A 14,048-nucleotide genomic window follows, 5' to 3' on the forward strand; every position below is an offset into this window, starting at 1 on the left:
TATTGAACTTAAGGGGATCCCGGCCTAGCGTCGCTGGTATGAGCCAGGGTTTCCCGCTGACCAGGCGCTCGCACGTCGACCACGGTCACGTCGCCAGCGCCCGGTGTCGCTGATCACGGACCTGTAGCCACCTCACCGACGACTCCTCCTTCTCCGCGTCCCCCTGCGCGAGCATGCCCACTCTCGTGAGGAATCCCTCGTGGTCAAGCCAACGCCCACCTTCGGTCACCCCGACAGAACGAGCTCGCCCGCATGACCGACCCGCTGCCCGGCCGTTCCATCGCCGCCGACCAGTTCAGGCGGGCGCCGGCCGTGCACGCCGGCGGCGTCGTGGTCATCACCGCCCAGAGCGACGGCCTGCCCGTCGGCCTCACCACCACGTCCTTCTCCTCCGTCAGCCTCGAACCACCCCTGGTCTCCTTCTCCGTGGACCTTTCCTCTGCCACCTGGCCCCAGCTGGGCGCCGCCGACCACTTCGAGGTCGACATCCTCCCGCCTGGAACTCTCCGCCCTCTAGCCCGTCGAGGAACCCTCTACGCCGTCGAGGACGCCTGACGGGCGCGCAGGCGGGCCGTGCCGTCCGGGTCCGGGTGACCGTCGGCGTCGAGGGCGACCAGGTAGACCTCGCGTGCCCGCGCCGCCGTGATCCAGCCCTCGCGCACGTCGCGGGCGACCGCCCCGGGCGCGCGGGTGTGCGGGGGACCGTACCCGCCGCCTCCGCTCGTGCGGGCGAGCAGCCGCTCGCCGTCCTCGACGTGGACAGGGCCGCAGATGTCCACCGGGCGCAGTGTCCCGTCGCGCTCCCGCTTGAGCTGGGCCGAGGGCGCGCCGGGCAGGCCGCCTCTGGCGCCCATCATCGGGTTGATCGAGCCGTCGTTGGCGTAGATGGCCGCGATCGTGCCGCCGAGCGGGCCGTACTCGACCTCCAGGCCCGGGGCGCCGCGATGCCGGCCCGCTCCTTCGGTGTCGGGCGCCAGCCGCCGCCGGTGGATGACGATCGGCTGTTTGAGCTCGTCGATCTCCACGCTGTCCAGCAGCAGCGTGCCACCGCTGCCCAGGTCGCTCATGGTCAGCCAGCCGTCGGCGGCCGGTCCGCCGGCGCCGCCGTTGGGGCCGATGAAGATCTGGTTGACGAAGGGGGCGCCGGTACGCTCGTCGGTGCCGGACACGACGGCCTCGGACGGCGACATGCCGGAGCCGACCTCCGCCAGCCCCATGTCCGCCCCGATCTCGGCCATCGCGCGCTGGACGATGTTGCCCACCCGGTTGGCCAGGTTCGTGGTGGCCACCGAGCAGCTGAAGGGGTGGCGGGGGATGCCGACGACGCAGTTGTCGCGCAGGCGCACCCGCACGCGGCGGAAGCTGCCCTGGTTGTGCGGGACGGTGTGGTCGATGCTGTTGAACACGCCGATGAGCGCCGCCGTACGCGAGGACGCCTCGCTGAGGTTCAGGCCGGACGGCACGCAGTCGGGGTTGTCGCGCAGATCGACCTCGATGATGCCCGCCTCCGGCCGGACGGCGACCGTGGCCTGGATCGGCACGCCGTCGGGCACGCCGGGGAAGGGATCGTGCCGGGTCGCGGTGGTGGCCACGCCGGCGGGCAGCGCGCGGATCGCCGCCTCCATGCGGGCTTCGCCGTAGTCGAGCCAGTCGCGGGCGAATCCGGTCAGCGTGTCCCAGCCGACCTCGTCGGCGAGCTGGAGCAGCGCGCGTTCACCGATGCGGGCGCTGCCCAGGACCGCGAGGTAGTCGCCGCGCCACTGCTCGGGCACCCGGATGCGCATCTCGCACATGCGCAGGATGTCCGCGCAGTCGGCGTAGGCGTCCTGCACCCGGACGACCGGGAAGATCAGCGCCCCCTCCTCGTACACGTCGCGGGCGCTGGCCATGTAGGTGGTGGGCACCGAGTTGCCGCAGTCCGCCTGGTGGGCCTTGGCCAGCACGGTGAAGCGGTGCACGCCGTCGTCGTCCATGACCGGCACGAGGATGGAGTGGTCGGCCGCGTGCGTGTTGCCGTGGTAGGGCGAGTTGTGCAGGAAGGCGTCACCGGCCCGGGGCCGGGGATAGAACTCCAGCATCGACCGGGCCTGCAGGTCCGGGCCGCCCATCACGTGGATCGGCGGGCTGTCGCCGGTCATCAGCACCTCGCCGGCCGCGGTGAGCACGCAGCAGGAGAAGTCCCTGGCGGTGTTCAGCACGCCGGAGCGTCCCGACCGGGCAAGAGTGTTCGACATCCGGCGCACGATGGCCTCGAAGCGGTGGCTGAGCACCGCGAGCCGGGCTCCGTCCAGCCTCTCCCCGGTACGGCCCGGCGCTGGCGCTTCCACACTGGTCATGCGGCGTCACCTCTGTTGATGATCAGGGAGCCGGAGGGGCCCAGCTCCGCCGTGCTGATGGTGTCGGCGATCACCACCGTGGTGAACGGCGACTCGATGAGCACCGGTCCCGGCACCCGTTCGCCCGGCGCGATCGTGGCCAGGGGCCGTACGGGAACGTCGGCCATGCCGTGACCGGTCACGAAGGCCCGCCGTACCGACGGCCGCCGCGGATCGGTGAGCCGGGTCGTCAGCGTGCCCCCGGAGCCGGGCAGCGCGACGCGTACCCTCGCGTCCCAGCTCACCACCTCCACCGGCGAGGCCTCGTCGCTGATGCCGAGGATCTGCCGGTGCATGGCGTGGAAGTCGGTCTCGAACTCCCCGACGTCGCCGGGCTCGAAGGCGCGCACCCGCAACGGCACCTCCAGCTCCCAGATCTGCTGCGGGTAGCGCGCTTCGGCGTACAGGGTGATGGAGGCGCCGGAGCCCGGCATCCTGGCGACGAACTCCCGGCAGCGGCCGAGCAGGCCGGCGAGCGCGAGGTTGACCTTCCCGGTGTCGAAGGAGCTGGTCACGGCCGGGACCGTGGCGGAGTACACCGCGGTGAGGTCGGACATGAGCGCGCCCGCCGCGGCGAGGGCGGCGCCCACCGCGGGGACGACCAGGCTGCGGCTGCCCAGGCGGCTCGCCACCGCGACCGCGTTGAGCCCGGCGGCGCCGCCCCCGCCGACCAGGACGGCGCGGCCGGGATCGATGCCCTGCTGCAGCGTGATCTCCTCGATGGCGCGGACCATCTGCTCGGTGGTCAGCTCCAGGATCGCCTGGGCGGCGCCGACCGGATCGAGCCCGAGCGGCCCGGCGACGTCCCGGGTGACCGCGGCCACGGCGGCGGCCGGGTCCAGGGTCATCGAGCCGTTGGAGAAGGAGTCCGGGTCCAGGTAGCCCAGCACCAGCGCGGCGTCGGTCACCGTGGCCGCGGTGCCGCCGCGCCCGTAGCAGGCGGGGCCCGGCACCGAGCCCGCGCTGTGCGGACCGACGTGCAGCAGGCCGCCGGAGTCCACCCAGGCGATGCTGCCGCCGCCCGCGCCGACGCTCTTGACGTCGATGGACGCCAGGCCGGTCATGTGCCCGGTGCCCTCGGCGCCCACCCACGCCGAGCGGGTCGAGGGGATCTCGCCCTTGCGCACCAGCGTCACGTCGTAGGTGGTGCCGCCCGCGTCCGCGACGATCACCTCGTCCGCGCCCAGATCGGTGAAGGCGTAGGCGCGCCCGGCCACCGGCGCCATCGACGGGCCCGAGTTGATCGTGAGAATCGGCATGGCGATGGCGTCGTCCACGTCGGCGACGCCGCCGACGGAGGTGACCATCAGAACCCGGCCCGTCAGCCCGGCCGCGCGCAGCCGTGCGGTGAGCCCGTCGAAGTAGGCGCTCATCAACGGCTTGAGCGAGGCGTCGATGGCCGCCGAGGAGGCCCGGCGGTACTCGCGCAGGGACGGGTTGAGCGCGTGGGAGAGCGTGTGCGGCACCCCGGGCAGCCGGCGCCGGAGCACCTCGCCCACGGCCCGTTCATGCTCGGGGTTGACCGTGGCCCACAGCAGGCAGACCGCGACCGCCTCGATCTCCGCCTCGATCAGCCGGTCGCAGGTGCGTTCCAGCTCCGCCACGTCGAGCGGCCGCAGGACCGCGCCGGTGGCCGAGACGCGTTCGTCCACCTCGAAGGTGAGCGAGCGGGGGACGTACGGCTCGGGGAAGGGCGTGGTGAAGTCGAACGGGTCCCGCCTGCCGCCCTCGCGCAGCAGCAGGATGTCCGGATGACCGGCGGTGGTGAGCAGCGCCGTCCGGGCCGTGGTGCCGGTGAGGACGGCGTTCAGGCCGCGGGTGGTGGCGTGCACGAACGTCTCCACCCGGCCGAGGAACGCCTCCAGCGGCAGGCCGTCGGCCGCCGCGGCCATGCCCAGGACGTTCAGGATGCCGAGCACCGGGTCGTCCGGCACCGTCGGCGACTTGAACAGGCGCAGGCAGGCCTCGCGTTCCACCACCAGATCGGTGAAGGTCCCGCCGATGTCCACCGACACCCGCAGGGAGGCTTCAGAAGCCATAGCTGGACACGCTCTCTCGCTCGGCCTCGTCCGCGTCGCCGTTCAGCGGTACGGCCAGCCGTACCGCATCGCGGAGATCGTCGAGGAAGTGGGGGATCTGCCCATGGTTGTGCGGCATGGGCACCACGACGATGCCGACCGGGGCGGGCACCGCGCGGGCGGCGAACATCCACCCGCGCGCCCGCAGCTCGTCGGCCACCGGCCGCAGGTCCAGGGTGCCGGAGTGGATGAGCGACATGTTGATCCGCGACCCGGGATACACGCTCAGGCCGTCGATCTCGCCCACGCCCGCGGCCAGTTCGTCGCGCATGGCCATCGACGCCAGGGAGACGGCGGTGTACCCGGCCTCGCCCAGGAGCTTGACCATGGTCCAGGCGCCCGCGATGGGCCCGGTGCCGCGGGTGCCGGACATCGTGCCGTTGGGCGGGCAGATCTCCTTCGCCGCGGCGAGCAGGGAGGTGTCACGGAAGAACAACGTCCCGGCCGGCGGCGGGGCCATGCCGTTCTTGTGCAGGTCGGCGCTGATCGAGCACACGCCGGGCAGGCGGAAGTCCCAGGGCGGGATGCCGGGGTCGTAGCCGGAACGCTCCAGGAAGGGCAGGATGTAGCCGCCGAACGCGCCGTCGACGTGGAGGTAAAGGCCCCGCCTGCGCGCGATCTCGCTCATCGCCTCGATCGGGTCGACGCTGCCGTACGCCCACGTGCCGGCGGTCGCGATCAGGGCGATGGTGTCCGGGCGGATCGCCGCCTCGATCGCGGCCGGGTCCACCAGGTGCAGCCCCTCGGCGGGAGCGGGGACGGGCACCGGGTCGAGGCCGAACATCGCGCACAGCTTGGGCAGGGAGTAGTGGCCGTTGTCGGGATAGACGACGCTTCCGGTACGGCGCCCGGACAGCTGCCTGGCGGTCAGGATGGCGCACATGTTGGACTCCGAGCCGCCGGACGTCACGAAACCGGCCGGTTCCTCGGCGCCGAGCAGGCGGCCCATCCACCGCACGATCTCGGCTTCCATCTCGCGCGCGCCGCCCCCGGTGATCCAGGTTTCACCGTGGATGAAGCGGCGATACGCCTCCACCGACGCCTCGCGGACCGCGTCTCCCCAGGGCAGATCGGGTGTCGAGACCAGGTGCGGGCCTTCGTCGAAGAGGTTGCGCGCGGTCTCGGGGAATCGGGAGACCAGCTCCAGCCGGTCGAGTTCGCGGTGCCAGTCGGCGGATCCGACGCCACTGGGAAAACGGGTCATGCCAAACTCCTAGAAATCAGCTACTGGGCGATGAAGCCGCCGTCGATGGGCAGGCTCGCGCCGACCACGTACGCCGCGGCGTCGGAGGCCAGGAACACGACCGCCGGGCTGATGTCGTGCACCAGCCCGATGCGCCCGGCCGGGGTGGCGGCCACGATCTCCCGCTCCACCTCGGTGGTGATCAGCTCCCGGTTGATCGGGGTGTGCACGTTTCCCGGCGCGACCGCGTTGACCCGGATCCCCGCCGGCGCCAGCTCCGTGGCCAGGGCCTTGACCATGAGCTCCACGGCGCCCTTGGAGGCGCAGTACGCGCTGTCGCCGGGCGAGCCGACATGTCCTGACATGGAGGAGACGAAGATGATCGAGGCGCCGTGGCCGAGGTGGGGCAGGACCGCCCGGGTGAGCCGGAAGGGCGCCCGCACGTTGATCGTCCACTGGTCGTCGAACACCTCGTCGGTGGTCTCCGCCAGGGATGCCTGGGTGTAGATGCCGGCCGAGTGGATCAGGACGTCGATCCGGCCGAACCGGGCCAGCGCCGCCGCGACGATCGCCTCGGGCGCGTCGTCGGCGCGCAGGTCCACGGCCACGGTGGCCGCGTCGGCCCCGGCGGCGGTCACCGCCTTCGCGGCCTCCTCCAGCCGGGACTCGGAGCGGCCGGCCAGGACCACGCGGGCGCCCGCCGCGCCGGCCGCGCGGGCGATCTCCGCCCCGATGCCGGAGCTGGCGCCGGTGACCACGGCGACCTTGCCTGACAGGTCGAACATGCTGTCACGCCTTTCTGGTGAGTTCGGACAGCGCCGCGGCGATGTCCGGCCGCAGGAAGCGGGCACTGTGGAGGAACACGTATCCGGCGGCGAACGCCGAGATCGGCATGACCACCGTCAGCGCCATGCGCGGCCCGAAGGAGTCGGCGACGAATCCGGCGAAGACGGACCCGAGGAAGCCGCCCATGAGGAAGGTGAACACCGGCAGGATCGCGAACGCCTGGGTCCGCACCCGGGGCGGGGTGACCGAGGCGATCAGCGGGTTGACCGCGGTGAGGGCGACGCCGCTGCACATGCAGGCCAGCACGTAGAAGGTGAGCAGGGGCCAGACCGAGGGGAACCAGACGCCGGCCAGGACGAGCACGCCGAAGGCGAGCATGGCGAAGCCGGCCAGGTGCATGATCCGTTCGGGATGGCGCCGGTAGGAACGGTCGAAGTGGTGCCCGGTGATGATCATCGCGGCGATGACCGGGATCTGGGCCAGGGAGAAGACGACGCCGCGGGCGGAGGCGTCGAACCCGTACTCGTCGCCCAGCAGGATCGACATCTGGAGAGGGAGCGTGGCCAGCGCCAGGCCCAGGACGCCGATGCCCACGCACATGTGGACGAAGGTCTTCACCCGCATCATCTGGCGGAACGCCTGCGTGATCCCGACCGGCGGGCCCGCCGTACCGGAGAACGGCTGGTGCTCGGCCCGGCCGCGGCCGGGCTCCCTCAGGAAGACGGCCGCGGCGAGGGCGGCCAGCGCGTACGGCACGGCCAGTGCGAAGTAGGCCCACCGCCACGCCTGCGGTCCGCCCACCAGCCCGGCGACCCCGCCGGCCAGGGCCGGGCCCAGCGCCTGTCCCAGCGGAGTGGCCATGGCGTGCAGCGACAGGATCCGGCCGCGCCCCTGAACCGGGTAGGCGTCGGACAACATCGACAGGAAGACCGGGTTGGAGTACGCGGCGGCGACGCCGGTCAGCAGGTAGGCGACGAGCAGTTGCCAGGTGTCCTGCGCCAGGCCGGCCAGTGTCAGCGCGAACGTGCCCAGCGCGCCGGAGGCGACCACGAGATGCTTGCGGTTGACCCGGTCGGCCAGCCACGCCATGGGGATGCCGCCGACCGTCAGCGCGACGCCCGCCAGCCCGGCCATCGCGGTGAGGAAGGCGGCGGAGATGCCGAAGTAGTCCCTGATGTCCGGCGCGAGCGTGGTGGTCGCCTCGCGGGTGAGTTGTTCGAGGGCCACGAGCGGGATGGCGGTCGCGCAGATCGACCAGCCGCCGTGGCGGAGTGTGTCGAGCAGTCCCGGCTCCGTGGCTTCGGCACCGGGCAGCAGGTCGTCCGGCAGGACGACGGGTTCGGACGAATCCGGCACATCGGCGGCGGTCATGTGTCGCCCTCTTCCTTCAGGGCGCCGTTAGAGGTGCTCGTCCAGCCAGTCGAAGGTGAACTCGGCCGCCGTCGCGGTCCCGCCGGTCTGGCAGTGCAGCTGCGCGGTCGAGGTCGTGTCGAAGAGCAGGAAGTCCTTCGGGCAGGTCAGCGCGTCGTAGAGCTGCTCGGCGTGTCCCGCGGAGAACCGCTCTTCGGCGCCGTCCATGACCAGCGTGCGGCAGGTGATCTGCCCGGCCACGTCGGTCAGGTCGCAGGCGTCGAGCTCCTTGAACAGCTCGTACGGTGTCTGCACGCCGTGCTTCCAGGAGGCGTCGCGGATGAACCACTCGGCCAGCGGGGAGGCCTCGCAGAGGGCGCCCGCGGCGGCGTTGAACGCGCCGGGTCCCTCCTCCAGGGCGTGGCTGAGCGCCTCCGGCAGGTTCTCCTTGATGGAGGCGCCCCACTTCAGCACGCCCGGGTTGGCCACGCACACCTTCAGCCGGGACTCGAACGCCGCCGCCCGGGGCGCGAGGTAGCCGCCGAAGCTCAGTCCCATGAGGCCGATGCGCTCGCGGTCGACGCCGTCGAGCTTCTCGGCCACGTCCACGATGGGGGAGACGACGTTCTCCCAGTCGTGGCGGAAGTGGAGGTTGTTCACCCGCAGCGCCGCGCCCTGCCCCGGTCCCTGTACGGCGAGGCAGTGGTAACCGCGGCGGATCGCGTTGTCGTAGACCCAGCGGGTGTCCTCCGCCCAGGCGTCACGCCCCTGGAAGAAGATCAGCAGGGGCGCCGGCCCCTTGGCCAGCGGGGAACGGTAGAGGTAGGAGGGCAGGAAGCTGTCCTGGTAGGGGATCTTGAGCAGCTGCCCCGGATAGTCCGACAGCTCGAGGTAGCGGTCGTAGCAGGCGTAGGCCGCGACCGCGTTCGCCCTGACCCTGGGGTCGTCGGGGAAGCTGAAGTGCAGCAGCGAGGTGCGCCAGTACGTCGAGGCCCGCAGGTAGGCGCCGGCGGCGCTGACCAGCCGGCCCTTGCGCTCGGCCGCCTCGGCCCGCTGCTGCAGCCGCGAGGCCACGTCGGACCAGGCCGTGACCCAGCTCTCCTCGTCGTCGACCCGGATCTTCCCCGCGGCCTCCAGGCATTCGCCGAGGTCGGACATGCCGAAGAACATCATGCCGAGCGTGTGCTTGAGCTGGTCGTCCATCACCTCGTTGCCGATGAACACGTGGGAGGTCCAGTGGTCGCCGGGGAAGTACGGATTGGGCCGGGTGTCGGTGGACGTCGTCATGAGAACCTCTCTGCTTGGTGGGGAGCCCGCGCGGCCCAGGGGCGCGCGGCCTCGAGCTGGGCGGCGAGACGGAAGAGCATGCCTTCGTCGCCGTAGGGCGCGACGAAGTGGGCGCCGAGAGGGATCCCGGCGGCGTTCCAGTAGAGGGGGATCGACACGGCCGGCTGGCCGGTGATGTTGATGAGCGTGGTGAACTGCAGGAAGGCGCCCATGAGGGCGAGGCCGCCGGTGGCGAACGCGCCGAGCGGCGGGGCCGGGGCGGCGGTGGCGGGCGTGAGCCAGAGGTCGTAGGGCGCCTGGAAGGCGGCCAGGTCGTCGCACAGGGTCTGCAACTCGGCCAGGGCGTCCATGTAGGCGCTCAGGCTCGTCGAGCCGGACCGGCCCTGTTCGATCATGGCCCAGGTGGCCGCCTCGAAGTCCTCCGGCCGGGCCTTCTTGCCGGTGACGCGTTCGAGGTGGGCGATGTCCCAGGCCAGACCGCCCGCGGAGACGGTCGTGAACGGCCTGGCGAGGTCGGAGTCCAGCCGGGGCGTGCCCTCCTCCACGTGGTGGCCGAGGCTTTCGCACAGGCGGGCCGCGTCCTCCACGGCCGCGACGGCGTCCGGGTGGAGCGGCGCGCCGAGGAGCGGCTCCCTGGTGAAGACGATCCGCAGCCTGCCGGGGTCGGTTCTGGTCTCCTCCAGGTAGGGGCGCGGTGGCGGGGGTGCGACGAACGGGTCGCCGGGCAGCGGTCCGGCGGTGGCGTCGAGCAGGGCCGCGCAGTCGCGGACGCTGAGCGTGATCGCGTGTTCGCTCAGCACCGCGATGCGCATGGAGACCCCGGCCCGCCGGCGTGCGGAGGCGATGCGCAGCCGGGTCGGCTTCATGCCGAACACGCCGCAGCACGAGGCCGGCACCCGGATGGACCCGCCGCTGTCGCTGGCGTTGGCCATCGTGACCATGCGGGCCGCGACCGCCGCGGCGGCGCCGCCGCTGGAGCCGCCGGCCGACAGGTCCGGGTCCCAGGGGTTCCTGGTGGGGCCGAACAGCTCCGGTTCGGTGGTCGGCTGGAGCCCGAACTCGGGCAGGTTGGTCTTGCCGCAGACGACGAGCCCGGCGGCCTTGTACCTGCGGGTGAGCTCGCCGTCCCGGTCGGGGACGTAGCCGGCCAGGAACCTGCTGGCGGAGGTCATCGGAACGCCCGCGTAGGCCACGCCGCCGCCGTCCTTCAGCAGGAACGGCACGCCGGTGAACGGCCCTTCCGGCAGCGGGGCGGCCAGCGTCGCGCGGGCCTCGTCGTACATCGTGGTGACGACCGCGTTGATCGCCGGGTTCGTCTTCCCGATGCGGTCGATCGTGTCGTCCAGGAGTTCGGCCGGGGTGACCTGGCCGGTGCGGACGAGCTCGGCCTGGGCCAGTGCGTCCAGGCCGTCGGGCGCTACTCGGCCGCCCATGGCCAGAAGTAGTTAAGTGCTTTAATCATATGGGGAGTGTAGCCACTTTCTCGTCGTACGCAATGGGGCGGAGCGCCTCAATCCATTCAATTAGGCTGTGGCCGATCAAGGACGCAGTGTGAAGGAGAGACATGGACAAGGGTATGGACGCCGACCTGCTCGCCGCCGTCCGGACGATCGTCCGCCTGGCCCGCATCGCCCAGCAGGCGTGCGAGGAGGGCGGTCTGACCATGCCGCAGTACCGGGCCCTGACCAGCGCGGCGGCCGGCCGGCAGCGGGCCTACGAGCTGGCCAGGTACACGGCCGTCAGCCGGCCGGCCATCTCCGCCCTCACCAACGGCATGGTCAGGAGCGGCCTGATCGAGCGCGGAGGGCTGGCCTCCGACGGGCGCGGCGTGGTCTTCGACGTCACCCGGCATGGGCACGAGGTCCTGGACACCGTGAACCGCCTGCTCGTTGAGCGCTTCCAGGAAGTGCTCGGCGACGCCCGGGAGGTCCTCAAGGTGCTCAACAGCGAGGCGCTCGAGGAGGCGCTCGAACGTCAGGCGGACAAGGACTTCGGTCCTGCCAAGTAGTGCGTATGTCCATATAGTTAAAGCATGGAACTAGATGCTCCCCCCTCCCGGCTGTCCGAGCGCGAGATCCTGAAGGCACTGGCCGGGTTGCTGCTCGCCTTGTTCTCCGCCGTGTCCAGCACGCTGATCGTCACCAACGCGGTGCCGTCGATCGTGGCCGCGCTCGGCGGAAGCCAGGCGCAGTACACCTGGCTCGTGGCGACCTCCCTGCTCACGATGACCGTCAGCATCCCCCTGTGGGGGCGGCTGGCCGACCAGTTCGACAAGCGCAAGGTCGTTCAGGTGGCGCTCACGCTGTTCGCCGCCGGGTCGGTGGCCGCCGGGACGTCCCCCACCATCGAGATGCTCATCGGCATGCGCGCCGTCCAGGGCGTCGCGATGGGCGGGTTGCTGGCGACGGCCCAGGCCATCGTGGCCGGCATCGTCCCGCCGCGGCAGGGCGGGCGCTACGGCGGCTACATCGCCACCGTGATGGCCCTCGGCACCCTGTGCGGACCGCTGATCGGCGGCGCGATCGTCGACACCGCCTGGCTGGGCTGGCGCTGGTGCTTCTTCGTGGTGGTCCCCTTCGCGATCGTGAGCCTGGTCATCCTGAACCGGTACCTGCGCGTGCCCTGGATCCGGCGCGAGGCCCGCGTCGACTACCTCGGCGCGCTGCTGACCACCGTGACCGCCACGACCCCCGCGGTGTGGGTGACCTTCGCCGGCCGCGCCTACCCGTGGTGGTCCTGGCAGAGCGCCGCGTGCCTGGCGGGCACGCTCGTCGCCGGCGTCCTTCTCTGCCTCGCCGAACGGCGGCACCCCGACCCCGTCGTACCGTTGTCCCTGCTGCGCCTGCGCACCACGGCGCTGGCGATCGCCGGGAGCTCGGCGGTGGGGATGGTCATGTTCAGCTCGATCGTCTTCATCAGCCAGTACTTCCAGCTCGCCCGCGGCTACTCGCCGACCGAGGCCGGGCTGCTGTGCATGCCCATGATGGTGAGCACCACGCTCGCCTCGCTCGGCTCCGGTCATCTCATCACCCGGTTCGGACGCTGGAAGGGTTTTCTGGTGGGCGGCTCCGCCGCGCTGGCCACCGGCCTGGCGCTGCTGGCGGTCCTCGGCTCGGGGCCGCCCACCTGGTACGTCGTCGCATCGACCATCCTCGTCGGTCTCGGCATCGGGGTCGTGATGCAGAACTATGTGCTCGCCGTCCAGAACAGCGCGCCCGCCGACCGGGTCGGCGCGGCGAGCGCGTCGGTGTCGTTCTTCCGCTCGCTCGGCGGGGTGATGGGGATGTCCGTGCTGGGCGCGATCGTCACCCACGCCGTGGGCGCCGCCCAGGGGTACGGCCCGGCCGTACGGGACGCCTATGCCGGGGCGACGGGAACCGTCTTCGCCGTCTCGGCCGGGCTGGCGGTGGTCAGCCTGCTGGCCGCGCTGGCGATCAGGGCGGTCCCCCTGCGCACCTGATCAGGCGGTCAGCCCGGCGACCGCGGCGCCGAGGATCTCCAGGTGCAGATCGACGTCGGCCCCGGTGGTGTCCGGGCACATCAGGGCCATGTTGTGGAAGGGCGTCAGCATCACGCCCCGGTTGAGCAGGTACAGGTGGAGGTAGTCCTCAAGCTCGGCGTCGGTCGACAGGTAGGACTCGGTGCCGTTGCGCGGCCCGGGCGTCATGAACCGGTACTCCGAGCGCGCGCCGAGCTGGGTCACCACCCACGGCAGCCCGTGGGTGTCGATGAGCCGCTGGACGCCCTCGGTGTACCGGGCCGACAGGGCGATCATCCGGTCGTAGGCGCCCTCGGTGAGCACCTCGCCGAGGGTCGCCCGCGCCGCCGCCATCGACAGCGCGTTGCCGGCCAGCGTGCCGCCGACGCCGCCGGTGTCGACCAGGTCGAGGTCGCCGCGTCCCAGCAGCCGCTCGGCCAGCTCGCCGGTCAGCCCGTAGGCGCCGATGGGCAGTCCGCCGGCGATCGCCTTGCCCACGGTCACGACGTCGGGCCGCAGCCCCCACGCCCTGGTGCAGCCGCCCGGTCCCGCCGAGACGGTGTGCGTCTCGTCGTTGATCAGCAGTGTCCCGGCCCGCCTGGTCAGCTCGCGGACCGCGGCCAGGTAGCCCGGCTCCGGCAGGACGATGCCCATGTTGGTCATGGCCGGCTCCATCAGCACGGCGGCCACGTCGCAGGGAGCCAGCTCCCGCTCCAGCGCCTCCACGTCGTTGAACTCCACCACCCGGCTGGTCCGCGTGACGTCGTAGGGCGCGCCGACGTTGCCCGGCCGCGACACCGGGCCGTCCGGCCCGGTCACGATGAACGACTCGTCGACGCTGCCGTGGTAGCTGAAGCTCATCACCAGCACCCGCGGCCGCTCGGTGACCGCGCGGGCCAGCCGCAACGCCCACCGGTTCGCGTCGGTGGCGGTCAGGGCGAAGCTCCACCGGCTGAGGCCGAACCTCCGGGACAGCTCCTCGGCCACGGCCGCGGCGTCCTCGGTCGGCATCATCGTGGTGGCGCCGCCGAGCTGGGCGTAGCGCCTGCTCACCGCCTCGACCGTGGCCGGGGGCGAGTGCCCGGCCATCGCCCCGGTGTCTCCCAGGCAGAAGTCGGCGAGCTCATGGCCGTCGGCGTCCCACACCCGCGCCCCGGAGGCACGATCCAGGTACAGCGGGAACTCCGCCGCCGACTTGGCCATCCAGGTCATCGGCACCCGGCCCAGCAGATGGTCCGCGCGCTCGTGCGCCGCGCGCGATCGGGGGTTGCGGGCGGCGTAGGCGGCCCGCTCCTTGGCCAGAAGTTCGCTCAACAGGTCGCTCATCGTGACTGCCTCCTATGGATGAGACAGTCATTCTGTACACCGGTTCGCGCTGTTTTCAAGCTTTTCGTTGGCTCTTTAAGTCTGAGCAAGCTAATCGCTCGCCATGTTCGGTATCGGGAAGCGATACGATCGAGGGGCCGACGTGGCGGCCGGGTGCCGTACGGTGGGACCCGCCGCAGTAAAGA

General features: G+C 71.8%; 11 protein-coding genes. 3 read left to right on the forward strand and 8 right to left on the reverse strand.

Features of this window, described 5'->3' with window-relative positions; all coding sequences use genetic code 11:
* Positions 1–252 precede the first annotated feature (252 nt).
* The gene (locus ACIBI5_RS47005; RefSeq protein ID WP_397257217.1) at positions 253–555 is read left to right on the forward strand and encodes a flavin reductase family protein; all 303 of its coding nucleotides are present in this window, start codon (positions 253–255) and stop codon (positions 553–555) included.
* Here ACIBI5_RS47005 and ACIBI5_RS47010 read toward each other — a convergent pair.
* Genes ACIBI5_RS47010 through ACIBI5_RS47040 form a run of 7 tightly spaced genes read right to left on the reverse strand, consistent with a single transcriptional unit; the run spans position 534 to position 10,492 of the window.
* Entirely contained in the window at positions 534–2,336 is a 1,803-nt protein-coding gene (locus ACIBI5_RS47010; RefSeq protein WP_397257218.1) for a hydantoinase B/oxoprolinase family protein, read from the reverse strand. The two genes, ACIBI5_RS47005 and ACIBI5_RS47010, sit on opposite strands and share 22 nt — an antisense overlap.
* Positions 2,333–4,414, reverse strand: coding sequence for a hydantoinase/oxoprolinase family protein (locus ACIBI5_RS47015; RefSeq protein ID WP_397257219.1), 2,082 nt, complete (start codon positions 4,412–4,414; stop codon positions 2,333–2,335). Before ACIBI5_RS47015 ends, ACIBI5_RS47010 begins: the two co-directional genes overlap by 4 nt.
* On the reverse strand, positions 4,404–5,657 hold the full coding sequence (locus ACIBI5_RS47020; RefSeq protein ID WP_397257220.1) for an aminotransferase class V-fold PLP-dependent enzyme: 1,254 nt from the start codon (positions 5,655–5,657) through the stop codon (positions 4,404–4,406). Before ACIBI5_RS47020 ends, ACIBI5_RS47015 begins: the two co-directional genes overlap by 11 nt.
* A 20-nt stretch (positions 5,658–5,677) precedes the next feature.
* The gene (locus tag ACIBI5_RS47025) at positions 5,678–6,421 is read right to left on the reverse strand and encodes an SDR family NAD(P)-dependent oxidoreductase (protein WP_397257221.1); all 744 of its coding nucleotides are present in this window, start codon (positions 6,419–6,421) and stop codon (positions 5,678–5,680) included.
* 4 nt (positions 6,422–6,425) lie between these two features.
* Positions 6,426–7,793, reverse strand: coding sequence for an MFS transporter (locus ACIBI5_RS47030; protein ID WP_397257223.1), 1,368 nt, complete (start codon positions 7,791–7,793; stop codon positions 6,426–6,428).
* Positions 7,794–7,820: 27 nt separating this feature from the next.
* A complete protein-coding gene (locus tag ACIBI5_RS47035; RefSeq protein WP_397257225.1) occupies positions 7,821–9,059 on the reverse strand; it encodes an alpha/beta hydrolase family protein in 1,239 nt (412 codons plus the stop codon).
* Complete coding sequence (locus ACIBI5_RS47040) at positions 9,056–10,492, reverse strand: amidase (RefSeq protein ID WP_397257227.1); 1,437 nt, start codon at positions 10,490–10,492, stop codon at positions 9,056–9,058. The genes ACIBI5_RS47035 and ACIBI5_RS47040 overlap by 4 nt, the downstream gene beginning before the upstream one ends.
* Positions 10,493–10,623: 131 nt before the next feature.
* On the opposite strand from ACIBI5_RS47040, the gene ACIBI5_RS47045 reads away from it, so the two are divergent.
* Together ACIBI5_RS47045 and ACIBI5_RS47050 are read left to right on the forward strand one after the other, a co-directional pair.
* Positions 10,624–11,067, forward strand: coding sequence for a MarR family winged helix-turn-helix transcriptional regulator (locus tag ACIBI5_RS47045; protein ID WP_397257229.1), 444 nt, complete (start codon positions 10,624–10,626; stop codon positions 11,065–11,067).
* Between the two features lie 24 nt (positions 11,068–11,091).
* Positions 11,092–12,519, forward strand: a complete 1,428-nt coding sequence (locus ACIBI5_RS47050; protein WP_397257231.1) for an MFS transporter — start codon at positions 11,092–11,094, stop codon at positions 12,517–12,519.
* Here the strand turns inward: ACIBI5_RS47050 and ACIBI5_RS47055 are convergent, their stop codons facing one another.
* Positions 12,520–13,863 (reverse strand): transaminase, encoded by a 1,344-nt coding sequence (locus ACIBI5_RS47055; protein ID WP_397257233.1) that lies wholly within the window; start codon positions 13,861–13,863, stop codon positions 12,520–12,522. It lies immediately after the preceding gene.
* Positions 13,864–14,048 lie beyond the last annotated feature (185 nt).

The organism is Nonomuraea sp. NPDC050540 (assembly GCF_044457485.1).
GTDB lineage: Bacteria > Actinomycetota > Actinomycetes > Streptosporangiales > Streptosporangiaceae > Nonomuraea.

Excerpts from the sequence above, each read along its gene's own strand:
- ACIBI5_RS47005 (WP_397257217.1), top strand. The coding sequence starts at position 253 with ATGACCGACCCGCTGCCCGGCCGTTCCATCGCCGCCGACCAGTTCAGG.
- ACIBI5_RS47010 (WP_397257218.1), bottom strand. The coding sequence starts at position 2,336 with ATGACCAGTGTGGAAGCGCCAGCGCCGGGCCGTACCGGGGAGAGGCTG.
- ACIBI5_RS47015 (WP_397257219.1), bottom strand. The coding sequence starts at position 4,414 with ATGGCTTCTGAAGCCTCCCTGCGGGTGTCGGTGGACATCGGCGGGACC.
- ACIBI5_RS47020 (WP_397257220.1), bottom strand. The coding sequence starts at position 5,657 with ATGACCCGTTTTCCCAGTGGCGTCGGATCCGCCGACTGGCACCGCGAA.
- ACIBI5_RS47025 (WP_397257221.1), bottom strand. The coding sequence starts at position 6,421 with ATGTTCGACCTGTCAGGCAAGGTCGCCGTGGTCACCGGCGCCAGCTCC.
- ACIBI5_RS47030 (WP_397257223.1), bottom strand. The coding sequence starts at position 7,793 with ATGACCGCCGCCGATGTGCCGGATTCGTCCGAACCCGTCGTCCTGCCG.
- ACIBI5_RS47035 (WP_397257225.1), bottom strand. The coding sequence starts at position 9,059 with ATGACGACGTCCACCGACACCCGGCCCAATCCGTACTTCCCCGGCGAC.
- ACIBI5_RS47040 (WP_397257227.1), bottom strand. The coding sequence starts at position 10,492 with ATGGGCGGCCGAGTAGCGCCCGACGGCCTGGACGCACTGGCCCAGGCC.
- ACIBI5_RS47045 (WP_397257229.1), top strand. The coding sequence starts at position 10,624 with ATGGACAAGGGTATGGACGCCGACCTGCTCGCCGCCGTCCGGACGATC.
- ACIBI5_RS47050 (WP_397257231.1), top strand. The coding sequence starts at position 11,092 with ATGGAACTAGATGCTCCCCCCTCCCGGCTGTCCGAGCGCGAGATCCTG.
- ACIBI5_RS47055 (WP_397257233.1), bottom strand. The coding sequence starts at position 13,863 with ATGAGCGACCTGTTGAGCGAACTTCTGGCCAAGGAGCGGGCCGCCTAC.